Origin of the sequence: Sinorhizobium fredii NGR234, assembly GCF_000018545.1 — a bacterium.
Taxonomy (GTDB): Bacteria; Pseudomonadota; Alphaproteobacteria; order Rhizobiales; family Rhizobiaceae; genus Sinorhizobium; species Sinorhizobium fredii_A.
In genome coordinates, this window is sequence record NC_012586.1 from 1,503,133 (window position 1) to 1,525,805 (window position 22,673).

18 protein-coding genes and 5 pseudogenes are annotated in these 22,673 nt (G+C 60.8%); 11 read left to right on the plus strand and 12 right to left on the minus strand.

The features are described from left to right. Positions 1-75: 75 nt before the first annotated feature. Entirely contained in the window at positions 76-1,155 is a 1,080-nt protein-coding gene (locus tag NGR_RS07155; RefSeq protein WP_015887583.1) for a zinc-binding metallopeptidase family protein, read from the plus strand. 95 nt (positions 1,156-1,250) lie between these two features. Here the strand turns inward: NGR_RS07155 and NGR_RS07160 are convergent, their stop codons facing one another. Both NGR_RS07160 and NGR_RS07165 read right to left on the minus strand, forming a co-directional pair. Further along, positions 1,251-2,324 carry a nucleotidyltransferase family protein gene (locus NGR_RS07160; protein ID WP_015887584.1) on the minus strand — a complete coding sequence of 358 codons (1,074 nt, stop codon included), beginning with the start codon at positions 2,322-2,324 and terminating at the stop codon, positions 1,251-1,253. 652 nt (positions 2,325-2,976) lie between these two features. Beyond that, complete coding sequence (locus NGR_RS07165) at positions 2,977-4,005, minus strand: LacI family DNA-binding transcriptional regulator (protein WP_015887585.1); 1,029 nt, start codon at positions 4,003-4,005, stop codon at positions 2,977-2,979. Between the two features lie 164 nt (positions 4,006-4,169). On the opposite strand from NGR_RS07165, the gene NGR_RS07170 reads away from it, so the two are divergent. The 3 genes from NGR_RS07170 to NGR_RS07180 all read left to right on the plus strand — a co-directional run bounded on the left by NGR_RS07170 (position 4,170) and on the right by NGR_RS07180 (position 7,798). After that, a complete protein-coding gene (locus NGR_RS07170) occupies positions 4,170-5,696 on the plus strand; it encodes a sugar ABC transporter ATP-binding protein (protein WP_015887586.1) in 1,527 nt (508 codons plus the stop codon). A gap of 75 nt (positions 5,697-5,771) precedes the next feature. Then, positions 5,772-6,782, plus strand: coding sequence for an ABC transporter permease (locus NGR_RS07175; RefSeq protein ID WP_015887587.1), 1,011 nt, complete (start codon positions 5,772-5,774; stop codon positions 6,780-6,782). Positions 6,783-6,844: 62 nt separating this feature from the next. Next, positions 6,845-7,798 (plus strand): substrate-binding domain-containing protein, encoded by a 954-nt coding sequence (locus NGR_RS07180; RefSeq protein WP_015887588.1) that lies wholly within the window; start codon positions 6,845-6,847, stop codon positions 7,796-7,798. 369 nt (positions 7,799-8,167) lie between these two features. Here the strand turns inward: NGR_RS07180 and NGR_RS07185 are convergent, their stop codons facing one another. The 6 genes and pseudogenes from NGR_RS07185 to NGR_RS07210 all read right to left on the minus strand — a co-directional run. After that, the gene (locus NGR_RS07185) at positions 8,168-8,929 is read right to left on the minus strand and encodes an SDR family NAD(P)-dependent oxidoreductase (RefSeq protein WP_015887589.1); all 762 of its coding nucleotides are present in this window, start codon (positions 8,927-8,929) and stop codon (positions 8,168-8,170) included. Positions 8,930-8,933: 4 nt separating this feature from the next. Then, positions 8,934-9,752 carry an ABC transporter permease gene (locus NGR_RS07190; protein WP_015887590.1) on the minus strand — a complete coding sequence of 273 codons (819 nt, stop codon included), beginning with the start codon at positions 9,750-9,752 and terminating at the stop codon, positions 8,934-8,936. Then, positions 9,752-10,099: pseudogene (locus tag NGR_RS07195) on the minus strand (ABC transporter permease); the annotation flags it as partial. The gene NGR_RS07190 and the pseudogene NGR_RS07195, both read right to left, overlap by 1 nt. A gap of 147 nt (positions 10,100-10,246) precedes the next feature. Continuing rightward, a pseudogene (locus NGR_RS07200) lies at positions 10,247-10,459 on the minus strand (helix-turn-helix domain-containing protein); the annotation flags it as partial. Positions 10,460-10,646: 187 nt separating this feature from the next. Further along, positions 10,647-11,648 carry an IS30 family transposase gene (locus tag NGR_RS07205; RefSeq protein ID WP_015887592.1) on the minus strand — a complete coding sequence of 334 codons (1,002 nt, stop codon included), beginning with the start codon at positions 11,646-11,648 and terminating at the stop codon, positions 10,647-10,649. A gap of 281 nt (positions 11,649-11,929) precedes the next feature. Further along, positions 11,930-12,607: pseudogene (locus NGR_RS07210) on the minus strand (ISNCY family transposase); the annotation flags it as partial. Positions 12,608-12,645: 38 nt separating this feature from the next. On the opposite strand from NGR_RS07210, the gene NGR_RS07215 reads away from it, so the two are divergent. The 4 genes from NGR_RS07215 to NGR_RS07230 all read left to right on the plus strand — a co-directional run bounded on the left by NGR_RS07215 (position 12,646) and on the right by NGR_RS07230 (position 15,915). Continuing rightward, positions 12,646-12,915 carry a DUF5372 family protein gene (locus NGR_RS07215; protein ID WP_010875067.1) on the plus strand — a complete coding sequence of 90 codons (270 nt, stop codon included), beginning with the start codon at positions 12,646-12,648 and terminating at the stop codon, positions 12,913-12,915. Positions 12,916-13,105: 190 nt separating this feature from the next. Further along, positions 13,106-13,555, plus strand: coding sequence for a helix-turn-helix domain-containing protein (locus tag NGR_RS33045; protein ID WP_010875068.1), 450 nt, complete (start codon positions 13,106-13,108; stop codon positions 13,553-13,555). 19 nt (positions 13,556-13,574) lie between these two features. After that, positions 13,575-13,841, plus strand: coding sequence for a transposase (locus NGR_RS33050; protein WP_010875069.1), 267 nt, complete (start codon positions 13,575-13,577; stop codon positions 13,839-13,841). After that, positions 13,831-15,915 carry a recombinase family protein gene (locus tag NGR_RS07230; RefSeq protein ID WP_010875070.1) on the plus strand — a complete coding sequence of 695 codons (2,085 nt, stop codon included), beginning with the start codon at positions 13,831-13,833 and terminating at the stop codon, positions 15,913-15,915. The genes NGR_RS33050 and NGR_RS07230 overlap by 11 nt, the downstream gene beginning before the upstream one ends. Here the strand turns inward: NGR_RS07230 and NGR_RS07235 are convergent. The 3 genes and pseudogenes from NGR_RS07235 to NGR_RS07245 all read right to left on the minus strand — a co-directional run. Beyond that, positions 15,910-16,677, minus strand: a pseudogene (locus NGR_RS07235) (ISNCY family transposase); the annotation flags it as partial. The gene NGR_RS07230 and the pseudogene NGR_RS07235 sit on opposite strands and share 6 nt — an antisense overlap. Positions 16,678-17,038: 361 nt before the next feature. Further along, entirely contained in the window at positions 17,039-18,430 is a 1,392-nt protein-coding gene (locus NGR_RS07240; protein ID WP_015887593.1) for an ISNCY family transposase, read from the minus strand. Between the two features lie 477 nt (positions 18,431-18,907). After that, positions 18,908-19,441, minus strand: coding sequence for an excisionase family DNA-binding protein (locus NGR_RS07245; protein WP_240545066.1), 534 nt, complete (start codon positions 19,439-19,441; stop codon positions 18,908-18,910). Positions 19,442-19,479: 38 nt separating this feature from the next. On the opposite strand from NGR_RS07245, the gene NGR_RS07250 reads away from it, so the two are divergent. Both NGR_RS07250 and NGR_RS33055 read left to right on the plus strand, forming a co-directional pair. Then, the gene (locus tag NGR_RS07250) at positions 19,480-20,025 is read left to right on the plus strand and encodes a PIN domain-containing protein (RefSeq protein ID WP_015887596.1); all 546 of its coding nucleotides are present in this window, start codon (positions 19,480-19,482) and stop codon (positions 20,023-20,025) included. Between the two features lie 266 nt (positions 20,026-20,291). Beyond that, complete coding sequence (locus NGR_RS33055) at positions 20,292-20,621, plus strand: TonB-dependent receptor domain-containing protein (RefSeq protein WP_015887597.1); 330 nt, start codon at positions 20,292-20,294, stop codon at positions 20,619-20,621. Positions 20,622-20,718: 97 nt separating this feature from the next. Here the strand turns inward: NGR_RS33055 and NGR_RS33845 are convergent. After that, positions 20,719-20,946, minus strand: a pseudogene (locus NGR_RS33845) (hypothetical protein); the annotation flags it as partial. Between the two features lie 345 nt (positions 20,947-21,291). Between NGR_RS33845 and NGR_RS07260 the strand changes: the two are divergent. Continuing rightward, entirely contained in the window at positions 21,292-22,584 is a 1,293-nt protein-coding gene (locus tag NGR_RS07260; protein ID WP_164923951.1) for a CmpA/NrtA family ABC transporter substrate-binding protein, read from the plus strand. The last annotated feature ends 89 nt before the right edge of the window (positions 22,585-22,673 follow it).

Here is a 22,673-nt window from a genome sequence, read left to right on the forward strand (position 1 = left end):
GGGCGACGTTCTCGTGTTCAACTCACGACGGCACCGGGCCTAAGCTCGCACGTTCATATCATATAGGAACCGGCCATGCGGCTCTTCTCCTGTGATTTCTGCCACCAGGTCGTCCACTTCGACAATCGCCAATGCGTCAGCTGCGGCCACAGGCTTGGCTTCGATCCCCAGCTCATGGCGATGTATGCGCTCGAGAGTGCGGGAGGGACGCAATGGCAGCTGGTTGGCAGGCCTTTCGAGACACGTGTCTTCTGCGGCAATGCCTCGGTCGACGTCTGCAACTGGCTGGTAAATCCCGGAGACGGGAATTTCTGCGTCGCGTGCAGGCACAATCGTCTCGTCCCCGACGCCTCGACCCCCGATGGTGTCCGGCGTTGGCAGCGGATTGGGCAGGCGCAGCGGCACCTGTTTTATTCGATACTGCGCTGGGACATCCCGCACCCTGATCGGGCTGAGGATCCGCAGGGTGGTCTAGTCTTTGACTTCGTCGACGACCAGCAGCAGCCGGACGGGACGGTCACGGTACCCATGACCGGCCATGATGAGGGCGTGATCACCATTCGGGCCGCAGAGGCTGACGAAGTGACCATGGAGTTCGTACGTGCATCGATGAATGAGCACTACCGCACGCTGTTGGGACATTTCCGGCACGAAATCGGACATTACATCTGGAATAAGCTCGTTCGCGATGCAGGTTGTTCCGAAGAATTCCGGTCGCTCTTTGGCGATGAGCGAGAAGACTACACTATAGCACTCCAGTGCTATCACATGGACGGCCCACGGCCGGGTTGGCTGGAAAACTACATATCGCCCTATGCGAGCGCACACCCCTGGGAGGATTTTGCGGAGTGCGTCGCCCATCTCTTCCACATCGTCGACACTCTTGAGACAGCCCGATCGTTCGGGGTGGCGATTGACCCGCCAGGCGAGGGCGAGGAGATGGCGGCGGAAGTTGCATTCGATCCCTACCGCGCCAGTTCCGCGCACCAGATCGCCGACGCATGGGTGCCGCTCAGCATCGCTATCAACGCCATACAGCGCAGCATGGGTCAGCGCGATACCTATCCGTTCATCGTCTCACCGTCTGTGTTTCCGAAACTCGATTACGTGAACAGGCTCGTCAGAGCTTGTGCCAATGTGAAAGAGGCGAGTTGACAGGGCTTGTATGCAACTCCGGTCGCGAGTCGCCCAAGAGTAAGCTTACCCAAAGTCGGGCATGCCGCATGTCGAAAAAAGGACGCGTCATGTCGCTACTCTCTGCCAAGAGCGTTGACTTCCACACCGAGGGCGTCCGCCAGCGCGTCCTTGCCGCTATCAGGCATCAGCGCGATGCCTGCCGCAAGGCAATCCTGCCACGAGGGTCCCCGATCCCATGCCTCCTGGTATGCGTCTGCCAAGAGGTCGCCCTGCCGGGTTTGGATCATCGCCTCGAAGAGCGTAGCCGCTTGCAGGAGGTCCTTGTCCCGCTTCGCCCGCCCGAGCGCGTCCGTGAGCCGCCTTGAAGCCACAATGAGCTTGTGGACGGCATACCGTTCGGGAGCAGGCACGTTCACGCTCACGCCTTCCCGATGGAGCAGCACCGTCCGCACCGGTTCGTAGATCAGGTAGTCGAGGAACCGGAGGTTTTCCGCCGACGCACCGCCGAGAGCGGGCATGGGCGATGGCTTTCCCGTGTGTGCGTCCGAGCCCCGGTTGCCCGTCAGGAATTCGATCCGGTAATTGGTGCGGTTGACGAATGCGGTCACACGCGCCTTGTCGGCCTGATGGGGGACGGCCTGAAACGAGGGATCGACGGCCGCCAAGATACCCAGGATCGGAGGGAGGCTGTCATCGACCTCCTGAGAGATCGCGAAATCCATAGCCAGGTCGGCATCGCCGGTCTGCATTGCCGTCGTGGGCAACCGGACGCCAAGGACGCCCGAGTAGCAGCCATAGGCAACCGAGCCAACGAGGACGCCTCGCAGACGGAAGAACCCCGCATCCGCGAGCGCCTTCGTGACATCGCCGGCAAACCGATCGGGAGCCGACATGCCTCCCGAGCGAAGAAGGGTGGACACCAAGCGTCGCCGCTCCTTGATGTTGTCCTTGATCTCGCGGTGTCGCCTGACGCGCGCTGCGATCTCGGGATCAGCTGCGGGTCCAACATAGCTGCGCTTGTCCTTGCCCTCGGGAGTAGGGATGTCGAAATAGAAATAGTCCTTGCCTTTCACCGGAACTGTGACAAAGCGGCCCTCGAGCGGAAAGTCAGACTGCCATTGCGCGTCCAGGGTTTGCTGGGCGAGTTCCGCGAACATCGTCCGGAATACAAGATCGACATCTCTCATCGGCAAGGCCTCGGTTATAATGAATTTGCGAAAGCATTATAGCTTGCCCGCAGTTATAATGTTTCCACAAAAACATTATAACTCTCGTGCCGTCTGTCAAGGCATGAGCCGAGAAGGCCCACGGGCAGGCAGGCGCCAAAACCCGGAAGACCGGGACGAGTGGATGTTGTTCAGTTCAAGTTCAATTCGATGGCCGCTCTGCTCGCTTAGACGATGTTCCACGAGCGCTGCATATTGCGGATAATGACGCGCTCGCCTATCCAGGCGGAATCGAAAGGGGCAGCCCCAGCGTGCATGGGCGGTGTTCTCATTTTGTGCCCCTGGATCGCACAATGAATCCACCGGAACTTCCTTGGCCAACTGGCTCTCCGTTGCCCGATCTGCAATCGGCCCTAGCCTAATAACATGACATAGTCATGTTATTTAGCACCCCTGTGACCGACGACATTCGCGCCCTCCCGGGCCAACCAAACATGTTTTGTTCAAGGTGTTACAGGGGGCTATTTAGGAATTGCGTGTTGGACTGCTGGCCGTTTGCTGGTGGCTGTTAGCCGTATTGCACTGGCGGAAGAGGCAACAAGGAGGCGGGTTCGGCTGTCACCGCCTGAGGATACTGCTTCCGCGACTATCACCCCGTCGGCCGGATAAGTGATCAGCGATTTTTCCCATCAGGCGGAGGGCCGACGGAGTTGCGTACGATCAGGTCGGGTCTCAGCAGGATCTCGGTGTCGAAGGCGGCACGGTCCGAAAGCATATCGAGGAGCAACGCCATTGCATGCTTGCCGATCGCGGTGCGTGGCTGGCGGACCGTGGTCAGGGAAGGGGTCATGAAGCTTGCTTGGGGGACGTCATCGAAACCGGTCACTGAAAAGTCGTCCGGGATCTCGTAGCCACGCGCCTTGAGGCCAAGCGTGACACCAAGCGCGGTCTGATCATTGACACACATGAAGGCTGTCGGAAGATCGTCGCGCATGAAGAGTTGCTCCAGCGCCAGTCGTCCGCCTTCAACTGTCCCATCGCCGTCCATGACCATCTGGCGATTCAAGGGGATGCCGGCTGCGGCAAGTCCCGCCTCGTAACCCAAGCGGCGGCGGCCATAGGCAAGACGCGTATTGGAGTCGCCGATGAATGCGATCCGTCGGTGGCCTTCGGAAATAAGCAGATCGACGGCCTTGCGTGCGCCTTCGACATCATCAACCCCGACATAGGGAATGCCCCCGTTGAAGACGGGTTCGAACACGCCGACACTCGGAGGCAGGCTGGCCGTCACGGCCTGATGGCCGAAGGGAAGGATGCCGGTGAACAGGATCAGCCCGGCGGCTTGGTAGGAATTGAAAAACTTCAGATACTCCAATCCGCGTTGCGCATCGTTCTGGGTATGGCCGATCAGCACGCCGTAGCCGTGAGCGCGCGCTTCGTTCTCAAGGCCGACCAGAATGCTGGAAAAATTCGGGTCGCCGATGTCGGGCGCCACCACGAGGATCATGTTCGAGCGCCCCAGCCGCAGGCTGCGCGCCATCGCATTGGCGGTGTAGCCGGTAATCGCGATCGCCTGGTTGACCTTTAGCCGCGTTGACTTGGCAACCTTCTCCGGCATGTGGATAGCCCGCGAAACAGTCGCGATCGACACTTCGGCGATCCGGGCGACGTCTTCGATGGTTGCTGGCGTGGAATTGGACACTCGGTTGGCCTCGGGCTTTGTTGCGAGGACACTACACAGACTTGCTCGACGAGCAAACGCCGGGAGCCAGAAAAATTGTCGGTTGGTGATGATGTAAACCTTTACAGTGTCTAGTGTAAAGGTTTACATCATTAAAAAAACGGTGGAGCCGCAGGGGAGGGGATATGAACACGGAGGTCGTCGAAGGCGCTCCCGTCGTGCTGTCCGCACGACGCATCAGCAAGTCCTTCAGCGGCGTGCAGGTGCTGTTCAGCGTCGATTTCGAGCTACGCCAGGGCGAGATCCACGCGTTGATGGGCGAGAACGGCGCCGGCAAATCCACGCTTGTCAAGATTCTCTCTGGTTTCGAACAGACGACCTCGGGCGAGATACTGCTCGACGGCAAGTCGGTGAAGTTGCCGCCCAATGGGGCCGCCGAAGCGCTCGGCATCGTCATCATCCATCAGGAATTCAATCTAGCCGAGCATCTCACGGTTACCGAGAGCCTTTTTCTCGGCCGCGAGGTAACCCGTTTCGGGGTGCTCGACCGCAAGTTCATGCGTGCGGAAACGCGCCGTGTTCTCGATCTTCTCGGCTCTCATGTCGACGAGAACGCGATGATCGGCTCTTTGTCGATTGCTGAAAAACAGATGGTCGAGATTGCCAAGGCCATCAGTCGTGATGCGCGGGTCGTCTTCATGGACGAGCCGACGGCCGTGCTCTCGCGCGAGGAGACGAACTTCCTGTTCCGGCTGGTGCGCAAGCTGCGCGACAAGGGTACGAGCTTCGTCTTCGTGTCGCACAAGCTCGATGAGGTCATGGAATTGACCGACCGCGTGACGGTGTTACGCGACGGCCAATGGATCAAGACGGCGCCCACCTCGGTGCTCGACGGCGAGGCAATCGCTCAGCTCATGGTAGGCCGCGAGCTGTCGAGCCTCTATCCCGCAAAAAGCGAACCCGATGTCGACGAGGAGGTCGTGCTCAGGGTCGAATCCGTGTCGACCGGCTATATCCGTAATGCGAGCTTCGAGCTCCGCCGAGGCGAGATCCTCGGCTTTTCTGGAATGATAGGGTCGGGCCGGACGGAGTTGATGGAGGCGATTGTCGGGCTGCGCTCGCGCCTGGCAGGCGAGGTGCTGGTTCGCGGCCAGCCTGTGCCATCCGGTGACGTCCATGCGGTAAACAAGGCAGGTCTCGCCTACATGACCAAGGACCGGAAGGCCAAGGGGTTGTTGCTCGATGCCGGGATGATGGCGAACCTGACGCTGCAGTCGCTCGGCCGCCATAGCCGCATTGGGTATCTCGATCCGAGAAGCGAGGAAGCGGCTCTCGTCAAGGCGCGCCGCCGCTTTGACATCCGCGTCAGGGATGACAAGATCGTCGCCGGGCGCATGTCCGGTGGCAACCAGCAGAAGCTGCTTCTCGCCAAGGTCATGGAAACCGACCCAAGCATCATCATCATCGACGAGCCGACGCGCGGCATCGACGTCGGCACCAAGCAGCAGATCTATCACTTCATTTCGGCACTCGCCCGCGATGGCCGCTCAATCATCGTCGTCTCGTCAGAGATGCCAGAAATCATCGGCCTGTGCAGTCGCGTGGTGATCATGCGTGAAGGTCATATCGCCGGCATCCTCGAGGGGGACGAGATCTCGGAGCAGGAGATTATGCGCTACGCCGCCGGCCTGAAGAGGAAAACGGCGGCTTGAGGCCGTACTGGGGCCGGCTGCACGGCGGCGAGAGCATTGAGATTCCCGACAGATGGGGTGGAGGTTCGATTGGATATGAGCGTGAACCAAGAAGGCAGCCAGGAGGCGATCCGCCGCCGCAACTGGCGTGACGTTGATCTGAGGGCCGTGGCGCCGTTCGTTGCGCTGGTGCTGCTGCTGCTTGTCGGGGCGCTGGTCAACCCCAACTTCATCAGCATTAACAACCTCGCCAATGTCGCCACCCGCAGCGCCTTCATCGCCATCATTGCGGTCGGCGCGACCTTCGTGATTTCGTCGGGGGATCTCGATCTTTCCGTCGGCGCCATGGTCGCCTTCATCGCCAGCCTGATGATCCTCTTCATGAACTCCGGCGTGATCGCCGATCCGGTACTCATGCTCGTGGCGGCGATCCTCTTCACCGTGGTCGCCGGTGCGCTCTGCGGTCTAACCAACGGCCTGATCACGACGGCCGGCAAGATCGAGCCCTTCATCGCGACGCTCGGCACCATGGGCATCTATCGCGGTTTGACGACCTGGCTTTCGCAGGGCGGAGCGATCACGCTCAAGGAGCCGCAGCTCCAGGAGATCTACCGCCCCGCCTATTTCGGCATGATCTTCGGCGTACCGGTACCGATTATCGTCATCCTTTCGGTGACCGCTGTCGCCGCGTTCATTCTCTACCGCACCCGCTACGGACGGCACGTCGTCGCCGTCGGCTCCAATCGTGACGTTGCGCGATACTCCGGCATTTTCGTCAATGGCGTTCGCACAGTCGCCTTCGTGATCCAGGGGCTGTGCGTCGCCGCAGCCGTGCTGCTCTACGTGCCGCGCCTCGGATCGACCTCAGCGACCACGGGCATCCTGTGGGAATTGCAGGCGATCACCGCCGTCGTCGTCGGCGGCACGGCGCTTAAAGGTGGCGCTGGACGCGTCTGGGGCACCATCTGCGGTGCGTTCATCCTCGAGCTGGTCGGCAACATCATGCTGCTGTCCAACTTCATCAGCGAATACCTGATCGGCGCCATCCAGGGTGCGATCATCATCATTGCGATGCTCGTCCAGCGCTCGCTGGTGCGCAAATCGTGAGACAGCCGGGTCCACAGGTCTCCCGGCTTGCAACAGGTGACCTGTTTTTTGGGAGGAACTTAATGCGTAGCAAGCTATTCGGCCTGACCCTCGCGGCGATGACCGCCCTCGCTGGCGTATCGCACGCGCAGGAGGAGAAGAAAGTGACGATCGGCGTGTCGATCCCGGCGGCCGATCACGGCTGGACGGCCGGCGTGGTCTTCCATGCCGAGCGGGTCGCCAAGATCCTGATGGAGCGCAATCCGGGCCTTAACGTCATCGTCAAGACCTCGCCCGATCCGGCGAGCCAGGCCAACGCCGTTCAGGACCTCGAGACGCAGGACATCGACGCTCTCGTCATCCTGCCGACCGATCCGGACCCGCTGGTCAACGCTATCAAGGAAGTGAAGGGCAAGGGAACCTTCGTCGCCCTGGTCGACCGTGCGCCGAGCGTCAACGACAACTCCGTGCGCGATCTCTATGTTGCGGGCAATAACCCGGCCCTCGGTCAGGTCGCTGGCGAGTACATCAAGGCAACGACACCGGACGCTGAAGTCGTCGTCATCCGAGGCCTCCCGATCCCGATCGACCAGCAGCGCCAGGACGGATTTGACAAGGGCATCGAGGGCTCGAACGTCAAGGTTCTCGACCGCCAGTACGGCAACTGGAATCGCGACGATGCCTTCAAGGTAATGCAGGACTATCTGACCAAGTACCCGAAGATCGATGTCGTCTGGTGCCAGGACGACGACATGGCTGTCGGCGTGCTGCAGGCCATCGAGCAGGCAAAGCGCACCGACATCCAGTATGTCGTTGCCGGCGCCGGCTCGAAGGAAATGATCAAGAAGGTCATGGACGGCGACAAGATGATCCCGGTCGACGTGCTCTACCCGCCGGCGATGGTCGGTACCGCGCTCGAGATGACGGTGGCCAACTTCTACGGCCAGGTTCCGGTTCGCGGCGTTTACACGATCGACGCCACCCTCGTGACCAAGGACAATGCGAAGGATTTCTACTTCGCAGATTCGCCGTTCTGATCCAGAGTTGAGGCAAAGGCGGCCCGCAGAGTTGGCGTGGGCCGCCTCGACCTGTCGAATTCAATCGTACGCGCTTTCCACAAATCGGCGCATGAAGGCCAAGATCGGCCATCCTGACATTTCCGGTCCCGTCGTCCTGCGGCCATGGAGGGCATCGATCGGCAAGCCCCCAGGCTGGATTAGCAAACCAGAGTTCGGGTTGGTGTCGGTGATGACAAGCATATTTTCGCGCTTGATGACTTCTTCGTGGTCACCGTATGCAATCCAGACCGAAACTATACCACGCAGGTCCTTCTTGGCGAGATCCGGCTGTTAGGCTCATCTTCTGCATCTGAAGCGGGATGCACCTCTACCCTGCGCGACAGGATATCACACGACGGTTTCGCCGCCGTCGACCACCAGAATCTGACCGGTCATATAAGAGGAGCGGTCGGAAACGAGGAAGAGGATCGACTCCGCGATCTCGTCGACACTCGCCCAACGGCCGAGCGGCACCTTCTCGCGGATGTAGGCATCGATGGCGCTCCGCCCCCCCATCTGTTTGATGAAGGGTTCGTTGAAGGGGGTGTCGACCCAGCCGGGACAGAGAGCATTCACCCGCACCCCATATTTCGCATAGTCGCCGGCCATTTGCCGCGTCATGGCGATCACCGCATGTTTCGTCGTCGTATAGGCGATCATCTCGCGGTCGTAGAGCACGCCGGAAGACGAGGAGGTGTTGACGATCGCGCCGCCGCCCGCCGCTTTCATTGCCGGCATGACGAAGCGGGCGGCCATGAAATGGGCGCGGACATTGAGGTTCCAAGAGCGGTCGAAGCCCGCCACGTCGACCTGTTCAAGATCGCCGGCGACCTGGGCGCCAGCATGGTTGTGCAGGATATCAATGCGGCCGTGCCGCGCGGCGACGTCAGCTATGCCGTGCGCGAGCGCGTCGTCGTTGGTGACGTCGATGGCGAGCGTTTCGGCGCTGCCGCCTTTGGTGGCTATCGATGTCACGGTCTCTTCGGCGGCCTTCGCGCTGCGGTCGACGACGACCACATGGGCGCCTTCACGCGCCATGATGGCAGCGCCCGCCTGACCGATCCCGGAGCCGGCGCCGGTCACGATCGCGATCCGGTCTTTCAGGATCATGGTTTCACTTCCCGGATTTACTTTTCTTCTCGCGCATCAGCAGGCGCGCTGTCAGGATCAGGAGAAGCGAGGCGACCAGAACCAGGGTCGCGATCGCATTTATCTCCGGCGTCACGCCGCGACGGATCGAGGCGAAGACATAGATCGGCAAGGTGGTCTTCGAGCCCGCGACGAAGAAGGCGATGATGAAATCGTCGAAGGAGAAGGTGAAGGCGAGCAGGAAGCCGGCGAGGATCGAGGGCAGGATCTGCGGCAGTACGATCAGCCGGAAAGTGGTGAGCGGCGTCGCATAGAGATCACTCGACGCCTCGACGATGTCGCGGCCGAGACTGGCGATTCGCGCCTTCACGATCATGGCGACGAGCGCCATCGAGAAGAGGCCGTGGGCAGCGATGATCGAGCCGTAGCCAAGCCCGAGCTGTGGCGGGTGATCGCCCGGCCAGATCGTCGCGAGCGCCGGATTGACGAAGGAGAACACAGCGACAAGGGCGACGAGCGTGGCGATGCCAATGACGACACCCGGAACGACGATCGCCGCGGCGAACAATGCATCGAAGACCGCCCGCGTGCGGATGCCGAGCCGCTCCATGCCGAGCGCGGCCATGGTCCCGAATACCGCGGCGAGTGCGGCGCTGGTGAAGGCGATCATCAGGCTGTTCTGCAGCGCGGAGACCAGGAAGGTGTTACCGAGGGCTTTGCCGTACCAGGCGGTCGAGAACCCGGTGAACTCGCTGGCATTGCGCCCCGCATTGAAGGAGAACAGGACGACCAGAACGATCGGCGCATAGAGAAAGAGATAGACGGCGGAGACGAGAGCGCGCATCAGACGAGATCCACCTGTCTTGTTCCGGCGACCTTCCAGGCAATGCGCATCGCGACCATGAGCACAATGACCACAACTGCGACCAGCGTGACGGCGATCGCCGAACCGAAAGGCCAGTTACGCGACTGTAGGAAAAGATCGACCAGCGCGTTGCCGATGAAGAAGACCTTGCCGCCACCGAGAAGCTGCGGGATCAGATATTCGCCGAGAAGCAAGATGGTCACGAGCGCGACACCGGTCATGACGCCCGGGAGCGACAGGGGCAGGGTTACGCCGAAAAAGCTCGAGACCGGCTTCGCCCCAAGATCGGCGGAGGCCTCCAGAAGACGCCGATCGAGCTTTTCGAGATGCTGGCCTTGTTCAAAGATGAGCCATGAAAGTCGCCGGAGAAAGCGATAGAGCAAACTCGATAGAAGAAATTTTCTAATCTTCTGCTGCAGCCAACAGTTAGTCAAAAGCATTGAAATTGCTGTGCTGAGCGCCATTAGCGTACCGCTTGATAAGCGGGTGCTCGGACGGCCGCGCTTCTTCGAGACGAGACCGTCGGCGCCGGCCAGGTCATTGGCTTGCAACAGCCGGTGGACCTGACTGCGGCTGAGACGAAGCAACGCGGCCGCCTCGACGACGGTCAGGCTGCGCCCGCGAATCCGCTGGATGAGTTCAAGACGATGCAATTCCTTCTGCGACATGGTGATCAAACAAGACATGACGACTCCGAACGCTCATGGTCTCAGCCACGCTTCACGTCGCCAGTCTTCCTTCCAAACGTTGACGTTTGACCAGCATCCCAAGAGGCGACGACTGTCGCATCTCTAACTGGCTCATATGTCGCATCTCTAAAATGCCGTGGAGAATCTAATCCAAGTGCAACAATGACGAGTAGAGGGTAGGGCATTACCCGCAATCGCGCAAATGCGCCATGAACACCTCGGCGGGTGTCCGATAGCCAAGGCACTTCCTGGGCAGCGAGTTCAGGTGATGGGCGAGGGTGACGAGCTTCTGCTGGCTGACGGCGGATAGGTCCGTATCGCTCGGCACAAAGCGGCGGATGCGCTTGTTGGTGTTCTCGATCGCACCTTTCTGCCACGGTGAATTTGGATCGCAGAACCAGCTCCTGGCGCCGAGTCCATCTTCCAAAGCCCTGAAACCGCGAAACTCGGTGCCACGGTCGAAGGTGAAGCTCTGACGGGCAATGGCCGGCAAGGGAGAGAAGGCATCGACGATCTTGCCGATGAGCGGCTGCGAGTGGCGGCTACCATTCTTGATCATCACCGTGTAGCGGCTCTTGCGCTCGACCAGCGAGGTGACATTGGCTTCACCGAGGTCGCGCCGGAAGATCAAGAGATCGCCCTCCCAGTGGCCGAACTGCGAGCGATCGGCAATGAAATCAGGCCGTTGGCCGATCCTGTAGTCAAACGCAATCAAGCCGTCGCGGGGCTTGCGGGAGCCGCGGCGACGGCGCTTGCGACGGCCTTCCGGCAGGTGACGATAGAGCTGCAGCGGATAATCTTCCTTGCCATAGATAAAGCGATAGATCGTCTCGGTGCAGACGCGGACGGCGCTCACACCATCGGCCAGCAGACGGCCGGCGATCTGCTCCGGCGACCAAAGTGCCTCCAGTCGATCGATAACCAGCTGGCGCAGCTGCGGGTGGCGGCTGAGCTTGCGCAGCCGTCGCCGGCGCTCCTTGGAGATGTCGTTGGCAATGCCGCTGTAGTAGCCGCTGTATTCCGGAAACTCGGCATCATGGAAGGTGTTGCGCTTCAGTTCACGATAGATCGTCGAGCGATGCCGGCCGAGCTGCCGGGCGATCTCACCGACAGGAACCTTGCGTTCCACGAGCTGGTGCAAACGGCGGCGATCGGGAAGGGTGAGCTGTGAATAGCACTGCGACATGCAAAAATCTCCAAGGGCCAAGCCATTGTTTTTATTGCCATGTCGCACTTGGAATTAGAATGTACCCCGTTACATGGTGTGTCACAGCTATTTAAAGATGAGACAAAGTAATCAACTTAGAAACGCGACATCATCCTATTCATTATTACTGCGTTTGCAAGTATATTTACAAAGTACGAAGACGCGAGCCGCCGACCGGGTGGAGCTGGTCAGGGTTGCGCAGCCCGGTCGGCGGCGGATGGCTCCAGCTGCAAAATAAACTTCAGCTTGGACACCCCCGGTCACTCCGCCGCTTTCAGCTGCGCAAGGGCTTGTTGCCGCTTTGCGATGACCACCGGATCCTTGGTAAAATCCGTCTTCCGGCCAGGCTTCGTGCCGCGCTTTTGGTAGCCATTGCTCTGGCTGCCGTCGCGAATGCCGAACATATGATCCGTCTGGCCGGTGCGGCGCGGTCCGCCCTTGCTGCGCTGTTGCTCGCGTCCGGCCTGCATCTCGGCCACCAGCGCCAGCACGTCATCAAGGCGCTTGTTCTCAACCACCTCAGGGCGGTGCACCGAGCGCAACGTGTCGAAGGTTCTGTAGGGCAGGGACGTCCCCTCATGGGTGACCTCGAGGCGACCATCGGGATAGTCGCAGACAATGACCTTCTTGCCGGCGAGCGCCGTGGCGAGGTCGGTCGGATCGAGGATGAACATCACCTTGTCATAGCGCAGCGTCAGCGACTGCGACAGCTTGCGGATCTCCTTGCGGCACATGGCGCCATCGAGGTTCTCATGCGCGGCAAACGGCCGATGCATGTCCTTCGGATTGCGCGGCGCCTTGCCGAAGCGACGATTGAAGTCGGCCATGAACTCCGGCGCATAGGCATTGGCCGCCGCGATCGTGTCGATGCCGCGCAGCCGCAGTTCCTTGACAAGCCGATCCTGCAGCGTCTGGTTTGCACGCTCGACGCGGCCTTTCTTTCAAGTCCAGGACTGCAGTTCGTACTGACACTCAAGTGCGTATAGAGTTCGAGGTCACGCACCCGTTCCATCCGTGGCGCGGCCAGCGCTTCGTGTTGTCGACACGCAAGCAGAACTGGGGCGAGGATCGCGTCATGTTCTACGACGCGGATGGGCGGCTTCGCTCGCTGCTTGCGTCATGGACGGACGTCGCTGCACCCGATGTTTTCATTCAGATCGCGGCCGGTAGGTCGTTCGTGCGTCCAGATGATCTGGCAACCCTAGCCGCATTGATCGAGCAAATCGAGCGCAGCCATGGCGGCTGAATGCGTGTCAGGCAATTTATGCCGATTATGTAAATCTAATTATGCCGAATCATACGGGCGCTCACAGCGATAATTGCCTCTACATTGTAGTTATATGCAGCATAAACAGCCATATCGCCCGGCGTCGTTAGGTTGACACGTTCTCTATCGAGGCGTAATTTGATTTACACCACTAGGAAGAGGTTATGCCATGCCCAACGAGACCAAACGTGAGCGACTGCGCGAGCTCGGAGCACTCAATGCGCGGCCCGAAGCCGTCCGTGCACCCTGGTTTCGTGAGTCCACCTTCTTCGATCCTCTCGATCTCGTGCAGGTGAAGTACGAGATGCTGCGTCACGTCCAGGAGGATGGCGTCAACAAGGCCGATGCCGCCGCGCTTTTCGGTCTGTCGCGGCCAACCTACTATCAGGCCGAGGCCGCGTTCGAACGCGACGGCATTGCCGGCCTGCTGCCGCGCACCCGAGGGCCAAAGTCGGCCCACAAACTCACCGACGAGGTCATGCAGCTCATCGAGCAGAACCAGCATGCGGGCGCCCCGCTGCAGGCGCGCTCCCTGGCAGAACTGCTGCATTCGACGCTCGGCATCAGTGTCCATCCCCGCAGCATCGAACGCGCGATCGCCCGTAAAAAAAAACGGTGAGCCCCATGCACGCACCCCGGTGCTACCGCGCAGCTGCAAGGATTTCTACGAGACGCTGCGCACCGCCGTCCTTTGCGGTCAGGCCTGCGCCAAGGACATGGGCGCCATCGTTTTCCACGGCCTTTGGCAAGGGCTGGCGGTGCTGATCGCGCAGCCTCCCCCGCCGACGCATCGGCGGCTGGAATCACGGCCTACGGCTTCGGTCGCAGTGCACGATCGCCAGCTCGTGCACATGCTCGCCAACATGGTGCTGGCAGCAGAGACCCGAGGGAACCATGTCTACTGACATCGCCATAAAGGTTGACGCCGACCATCTGCGGCGTGATGCATTCCTCTACGTGCGTCAGTCCTCGCTTCGTCAGGTGTTCGAGAACACCGAGAGCACCAAGCGGCAATACGCCCTGCGCGATCGCGCCGTGGCGCTGGGCTGGCCGATCGAACGTGTCCACGTCATCGATAGCGACCTCGGCCTCTCCGGCGCGCAGTCGCAGGACCGCGACGGCTTCCAGCACCTGGTGAGCGAAGTGGCGATGGGACATGCAGGGATCGTGCTGGGGCTGGAAGTGTCGCGCCTGGCACGCAACAATGCCGACTGGCACCGTCTCCTTGAGCTGGCCGCCTTGTCGCGCACGCTCATCATGGACGAGGACGGCGTCTATGATCCGGCCTATTTCAACGACCGCATGCTGCTCGGCCTGAAGGGCACGATGAGCGAGGCCGAACTGCACATCCTGAAGTCGCGGCTGCAAGGCGGCATTCTCAACAAGGCGCGCCGCGGCGAACTCGAGATGCCGCTGCCGATCGGGTTGGTCTACACCCCTGACGCGCGGGTCGTGCTCGATCCCGACCGACAGATCCAGGACACGGTGCGGCTCCTGTTCGATACTTTCCGCCAGACCGGCTCGGCCTGCGCCGTCGTGCGCCGCCTGCGGGGCGAGAAGATCCTCTTTCCGCGGCGTATCCGTCGCGGCATCGGCAAGGGCGACGTCCTGTGGAACGAGATCGACCATTCCCGCGTGCTCCAGATCTTGCACAACCCGCGCTATGCCGGCGCCTTCGCCTATGGACGCACGCGCACCGCCTACAATGCCAAGCTGAAGCCCGTGCAACTGCGCGTGGCGAGATCCGACTGGCAGGTACTGATTCCCGACGCCCACGACGGCTACATTTCCTGGGCCGAATACGAACGCAATCAGGCAGCCCTGGAACAGAACGCCACCGGTTTTTCACCCGGCCTGCGTGGACGCATGCCCCGCCAGGGCAGCGGCCTGTTGCAGGGACGGCTGCTGTGCGGCCGCTGCGGTGCACGCATGCGGGTCCATTACGAGCCGTTCGAGGGGCGGCTGCGCCCATATTACGTCTGCAACGAAGCCGTCGTGCGACACGCCGGCAAACACTGCCAATGGGTGCGCGGTGCTCCGGTCGACGAGGCGGTGAGCGCGCTACTGCTGGAGGTAATGGCGCCGGCAGCGATCGATGTCGCGCTTGCCGTGCAGCAGGAGATCACCCAGCGCGTGGAGCAGGCCGCGGCGCTGCGCGGCACGCAGCTGCAACGCGCCCGCTATGAGGCTGAACTGGCCCGCCGGCGCTACCTGAAGGTCGATCCGGACAACCGCCTGGTCGCCGACGCGCTGGAAGCCGACTGGAACGCACGGCTGCGCGACCTCGACGCACTCCAGCGCGAGCACGAGCGCCAGAACGAGGCCGACCACTCGCTGCTGGACGAGCCAGCGCAGCAGCGCATCAGGGCGCTGACCGCCGATTTCCCGCGCATCTGGAACGACGAGCGCACCGGTGCCGTCGAACGCAAGCGCATGCTCGGCCTTCTCATCGAAGACGTGACGCTGCTCGTCGACGATGAGGTCAACATCAACATCCGTTGGCGCGGCGGGCGCACGCAGAGCCTGTCGGTGGCCAGACCTCGGCCTATGTCGGTGATACGCAAGACGCCGGCACAGGTCGTGGCGTTGATCAACGAGCTGCTGGAGGCCACCAACGACCGGCAGATCGCCGCTCGTCTCAACGAACTCGGGCATCGCAACTGGCGCGGCGAACCCTTCACGCCGAAGAAGGTCATGCTCGTGCGCCGCACCTATGGTTTGAAGAGCCGGTACGAACGGCTGCGCGAGGGCGGCATGCTCACCGGCGAGGAAGTAGCCCAGCAGCTCGGCGTATGCGAATCGACCGTTCACCAACTCGGGCGCAAAGGCACTCTCAAGCGTCATCGATACGCCAGCAACCATCGATACTTGTACGAACCGCCGGGCAACGTCAGACTCGAAAAAGGCGCCGGCAGTCGATATGGTGGCCGTCAACCCAGATTAATTGTCGCTCAACCACTCCAACAAGGTGCATCGTGATGTCCGCTCCTTTGCCTGCGGGGTATTGGCGCAGATGATGTCGATGTTGAGCTCATAAAGAGCCCGCCCGAACTGCGTCAGGCCGCTGGTTCTGTCCTTCTTGGAAGCATGGGTGGTGCGGAAGATGCCATGCTTGTCGCTGTAGAAGGCGATCGGCTTGCCCCATTGCTGCAAGTAGGCCTTCGTCGCGTGCAGATAGTCGAAGGTGTTCTCCGATCCGGCAAACCGCAGATGCAAGAGCTTGCCGGTGGCATCGTCGATATAGACGAGCAGGGCGCATTTGGGACCGCGGTTCTCGAACCACCAATGCAGCGAGCCATCGATCTGCACGAGTTCGCCGAAACAATCGCGCCGGCCGCGCGGCTGGAAGACCCGCTTCTTGCGCTCGCGTCGCGACACCCAGAGGCCGGCTTCCATCATCCACTGCCGCAGCGTCTCCTTGCTGACGGCAATCCGGTGGCGTTCGATGAGCTTCTCGGCCGCCAAGGTCGGTCCGAAATCCGCATAATGCTCCCGCACCAGGTCGAGCACCAGGTTGCGGAAATCCTCGCTGTGACGCCGGTTGCTCGGACGGCCGCGCTTCTTCGAGACGAGACCGTCGGCGCCGGCCTTGTCATAGGCCTGCAACAGCCGGTGCACCTGACTGCGGCTGAGACGAAGCAACGCGGCCGCCTCGACGACGGTCAGGCTGCGGCCGCGAATCCGCTGGATCAGTTCAAGACGATGCAATTCCTTCTGCGACATGGTGATCAAACAAGACATGACGACTCCGAACGCTCATGGTCTCAACCACGCTTCACGTCGCCAGTCTTCCTTCCAAACGTTGACGTTTGACCAGCATCCCAAGAGGCGACGACTGTCGCATCTCTAACTGGCTCATATGTCGCATCTCTAAAATGCCGTTACATGGTGTGTGGCGGCAAGGTTGCAATGTCCGCCATTGCGCAAAGTTAAAATGTCACTTTGGATACGTCTTCAGCCATTTAGAAATACGACACTCGGCATGTCCACTTGCGCTGAGGCAAGCCCCCGACCGGACCGGCTGGGCCGGGTTGCAAGGGAAGGGAGGGGGCGGGTGAGACGCACCTATCGGCTTTAGCTTTGAGACTATGAATGCAGCCGATTATTCCGCCGCATCAAGGTGGGAAAGCGCCTGCTGCCGCCGGGCGATGACTGCGGGATCGTTCATGAAATCCGTCCGCTTACCCGGCTTTCGCCCCCGCGGCTTGTAGCCTATCTTCTCGCTGTTGGTCTTCACCGCCGGCTTCGTCTGCTGCTCCTGACGTTCCTTGATGTAGGCCAGGACATCACCGAGCCGCTTGTTCTCGGTGATCGCCGCATGCGTCACCCGCTGGTTTTTGTCGAACACCTGGTAGGGCAGGGAATGCCCCTTCCAGCGCACATCCAGCCGGCCGTCCGCATAGGCATAGGTCTCGACATAGCGACCGACCAGCCCGCGCGTCACCTCGGTCTCCTCCAGCATGATCCGCTGGCGCTCGTAGGAGAACGTCAGTTGCGTGCCGACATAACGCTGCTCACGTTTGCACAGGACGTCGCGCAGCCGATCCGGGGCAAGGTTCAGCGGCCGATGCAGATCATCAGATCGGGCAGGGGTAATGGCAAACTGCCGGTTATAGCGCTCCATGAACCGAGGCAGGAAAGCGTTGCCGTCGTCCATGCCGCAGATGCCCTCCAGGCGCAGATCCTTGATCAACCGATCCTGTAGCGTCCGGTTCATCCGCTCGACACGGCCCTTCGCCTGGCTTGAGTTTGCGCAAAGAATCTCGATGTTTAGCTCTGAAAGCGCGCGGCCGAACTGGGTCATGCCGTGGCCGCCCTTGGCATCCTTCTTCGCCACCCGGAACACCGAATGCTTGTCGGAATAGAAGGCGACCGGAGCACCATGCGCCTTCAGATAGAGTTCCAGTGCCTCGAAATACGTGAACGCACTTTCCGATCGTACGAACCGCAGCTGCATCAGCTTGCCGGTCGCATCGTCGATGAACACCAGCAGCGAACATGGCGGCCCGCGATCCTCAAACCAACGATGCTCGGATCCGTCGATCTGCACCAGTTCGCCATAGGCCTCGCGCCGCAACCGCGGCTGATGAAAGGTCCGCCGCTGCTTGCGCGACAGCCACAGGCCGGCCTCCGACATCCATTGGCGCAAGGTCTCGCGCGACACCGTCAGGCCGTCGCGCTCGGCGAGCTTCTCAGCGGCTAATGTCGGTCCGAAGTCCACATAGCACTCGCGTACGAGCGTCACGGCATAATCGCGCACGCCGTCACAAATCCGATTGTTCGATGGCCGGCCGATCGCCTTGTGCCGGATCGACGCCGCACCGCCAGCGCTGATCCGATCCAACAGACGACGCACCTGGCGGGTACTCAGGTCCAGCACATGTGCCGCCGACACCAACGTCATACGCCCGGCGATCACCTTCGACAAAATCTCGATCCGCTGCAGGTCGCGCTCGCTCATCGCAATCATCCCATCCGCAATCTCCCAGGTCATCAAAACCCGGGGAGAGTGACATTCCAACTTTGCAGGAACAGGACACTTTAACTTTGCGGCTACATGGTGGTGTCAGATAATCTATATTATGGAACTGCAGTCCGCGTAATCGTTCTCCTTTTCCGTTTCCCTTCGATCAGCAATCCCTTGGCCACAATTCCGTCGCTGTACGACCATGCCGGGCTTACTGCCGAGCTGCATCGAGGAGCGACCGGTCTTTGAGTGTCGTTGAACGCGCTTTGAAGGCGGCTTCAATTTTATCAGGCCGCTCACCACCACGCGCACCGACGTCGGGGGCAACATGGACTTTGTCAGGCTTGCAACCGGGCACAGTTTTGACGACATGGCAAAGAAAATCAGAGCCCACATGCTTCGGGGTTTCGAGCAAACGGATGCATTCCTGATGGAAGCGGACCGGACAAGCCGTCCTCGTCGCCGAATGCCTGCGGATAGCCCCTTAAACGTTTAGGTTCGATTTCAGCGACGCTTGGTCCCGAGCTCATAGCCGCCGACGTCCTCGCTCAGCGACGTCAGCCGATCCAGTGCCGACGCCCGCTTGGCGTCTCGGGCGACTTTGTATGCCGCAACATCCGCTGCCTTAAGGCGTCGGTGACTGCCAACCTTTTCCGCCGGGAGCTCATCACTGTCGACCAAGCGGACAAGGTACTGCCGGGACACGTTGAGAATATCTGCCGCAGCTTGCGTTGACAGCATCTCCTCATCCGGAAGAACGGTGACCGGCCGCCCCTCAGCAAGAAGCTCTGCGGCCCGGTACATGACCTCGGCCAAGACGTTGGGAAGCTCTAGGCGTTCGCCATCGGCATCAATGACCTGAACGGCTCCCTCGCGCTTCTTGGAATGTGCCTGCAATAGCGAAGCGATGCGGGCAGCCGCAGATCTCTCGGGTGCCGGGATGGCACGCGAGGTTTTGGTAGAATTTTGGTCTGACGATGTGCGATGTGATACGGCCATAGCTGGAATATGGCCCATAAACGCTATAAACGCAACCAATCATTCTCTGACCGATCGCAGAATTCTCATGGGTGCCCATGCTAGTCGCCGTTCTTGATGCCGATGTCCTGTTTCCCATGCTGCTACGCGATACGCTGCTGCGTGTAGCAGCAGCGGGTTGCTTTCGGGCGCACTGGTCGCGCCGCATCCTAGACGAAATGACCCGCAACCTTGTCAGCGATTACGGCATGGATCCATCGAGGGCGGAAGCATTGCGATCTGTCATGGAAGAGGCATTCCCGGACGCGAGCGTGGAGGGATGGGAAGAGATCGAGCCGGAAATGCGGAATCATCCGAAGGATCGCCATGTCGTCGCGGCCGCGGTTACGGTCGAGGCTACGATCATCGTCACGTCGAACATCCGCGATTTCGGCAACCTACCCTCCGGCATCGTCGCGTTGACCCCTGACGAATTTCTCACGGAGATCCTCGCAACGAGTCCAACGGATATGCTGGAGGCAATCGCCGTGCAAGCGGCCGCCTATCGGCGACCGACGTTGACGATTAGGGAATTGATCGAAAGGCTTGCCTTGACGTCGCCACGCTTCGCCGAGCAGGCTCTCAAAGCTCTTGATGACCGGTGATCTGGTTGTGATGACCGGGGCCGGTGAGCCGGTCTACTGAAAATTCCGGCTCTTGATCTTCAGCGTATCGACATGAAAGCGCCCGCGAAATGGGACCGTATATGAGAACGCCATAGCGGCGACGAGGCTCTGGGCGCGACACAAGGCCACTCGTATTTCCTACAATTTCGCTGCTGAAGCGCTGCCGTTACGATCCGATCTCAGATTCACATTCGAAACACAGAGCGAAATGGCGGCAAACGGCGCTCTCGCTGCTCGATACGAAAGTGTCTGAATCCAGCGATGCATCGGTCATCGGCAACCGCCCACAGGCCGTGCCGCGCTACTATGGTTCGCTGTGGGCCGCGTATACCCTCGATTCCGGGACGCTCGAAGGGCTGACGATTGGTGGCGGCGCGCGCATTGTCGGTTCGAGCTACGCCGATGACGCCAACACGATAAAGGCCGATGGATACACCTTGCTCGACGCGGCGCTGAAGTATGATTTCGGTGCCAGGAAGAAGGAACTCGAGGGGCTCGCTTTGTCCTCTATTCGCACTGGCACAGATCCCTCAGCGAAGAAGAAATCATCGCCAGTGGAGCAGAGGCCGCAGTGAAGATGGCAATGCCAAGTCTCGATGCCGGCGGCGTCACTCGCCAGGCAACCAAGCTCGACCTCTAGCTCGTCGGTTGCCAATCCGGTCACCGGCCTGCTCAGAGAGGTCGGCAGGGGGCCGTTACGGTGACCGATGGCGGCTGGAGCCTTCCCCAGAGGCCTAGCGTGGCGAATGTCTGTGCTATTCGTCGCAACCCGAGGCGTTTTGGCTGGCGAACTGGACAGCCGATCGACTGCCAAGTGCGCCTGAACGTCTCGCGCACGAATACCGCATGCTCGGTTACCTGCGGCAGCCCCATCAGTTCACCAAAAGTGCCCCGCGCGAGCGCTGCTTGTTTAGGCGGCCTGGACGTCCTTTTATATTGCGCCGCACAAAATTTCATCAGAGGATGCTAATGCCTATTTCTGAGGCATGTCGTGAATATCGAATTTAACATGTGAATTCAGTTACATATCGAGATTTCCGAAACTGGCACAATGCTTGCGTGGCAATATTCGCTTCGGTCAACGGCGACTTGAAGCAAGCCCGGGCGCCGATAGCGCCCGCCAAAGACACCGGCGTCGCAAGGTCCTTGCCTCCAAACGGGTTCCTCCCAGTCCCAGGAGCGTGATGATCAAGCGGCGCTTTTTTGTCGGTTTTCGACCGGCCAATAAATTGAGGGAACATGCGCATGACCAAGACTTCGATCGGCGGGCTGACCCGCCGCAGCCTGCTGAAGACGACCGCCAGCGCCGCCATGATCGGTGCGGCGAAGACGCTCTTTCCCTCCGGGGCCTTCGCCCAGGGCGCCGGTCCGGAGACTGCAAAAGCCGTTCTCGGTTTTATCGCTCTCACCGATTCCGCGCCCCTTGTCATCGCCAAGGAAAAGGGCTTTTTCGACAAGTACGGCATGACCGAAGTCGAGGTCGTGAAGCAGGCGTCCTGGGGCACGACCCGCGACAATCTGGTGCTCGGCTCGGCCGGCGCCGGCATCGACGGCGCGCACATCCTGACGCCGATGCCCTATCTCATCTCGACCGGCAAGGTGACGCAGAACAACCAGCCGCTACCGATGGTAATCCTCGCCCGCCTCAATCTCGATGCCCAAGGGATTTCGGTCGGCGCGACCTACGCCGACCTGAAGGTCGGCCTCGACGCCTCGACCCTCAAGGAGGCCTTCGCCAAGAAGAAGGCAAGCGGACAGGCCGCCAAGGTCGCCATGACCTTCCCGGGCGGCACGCACGACCTCTGGCTCCGTTATTGGCTCGCCGCCGCTGGTATCGATCCGGACAAGGATGTCGAGACGATCGTGGTGCCGCCGCCGCAAATGGTCGCCAACATGAAGGTCGGTACCATGGACTGTTTCTGCGTCGGCGAGCCCTGGAACGAGCAGCTCGTCAACCAGAAGATCGGCTATTCCGCCCTGACCACCGGAGAAATCTGGGCGAAGCATCCGGAAAAATCCTTCGCGATGCGCGCCGACTGGGTCGAGAAGAACCCGCGCGCGGCCAAGGCCCTGGTCATGGCGGTCCAGGAAGCCGCGCAATGGTGCGACGACATGGCGAACAAGGAGGAACTCGCCAAGATCGTCGGCAAGCGCAGCTGGTTCAACGTGCCGCCCAAGGATATCGTCGATCGGCTGAAGGGCGAATACGACTACGGCAACGGCAAGGTCGTAGAGAACAGCCCGCACTTCATGAAATTCTGGCGCGACCAAGCGTCCTACCCGTTCCAGAGCCACGACGCCTGGTTCCTCACCGAGAACATCCGCTGGGGCAAGCTCGCGCCGGATACCGACATCAACGGACTGATCGCCAAGGTGAACCGCGAGGAAATCTGGCGCGAAGCGGCGAAGGACCTCGGCGTCGCTGACATTCCGGCCTCCACCTCGCGCGGTCCGGAGACCTTCTTCGACGGCAAGGTCTTCGATCCAGCCAACCCCGAAGCCTATCTGAAGAGCCTGGCAATCAGCCGCATCGCCTGATGCCGCAGAGGCAGCCGGGTCCTGCCCGGCTGCCTCTGCATAAATGCATGCAGCAGTTCAAAGCGATACAGCGACCTTCGTGCGTCCAG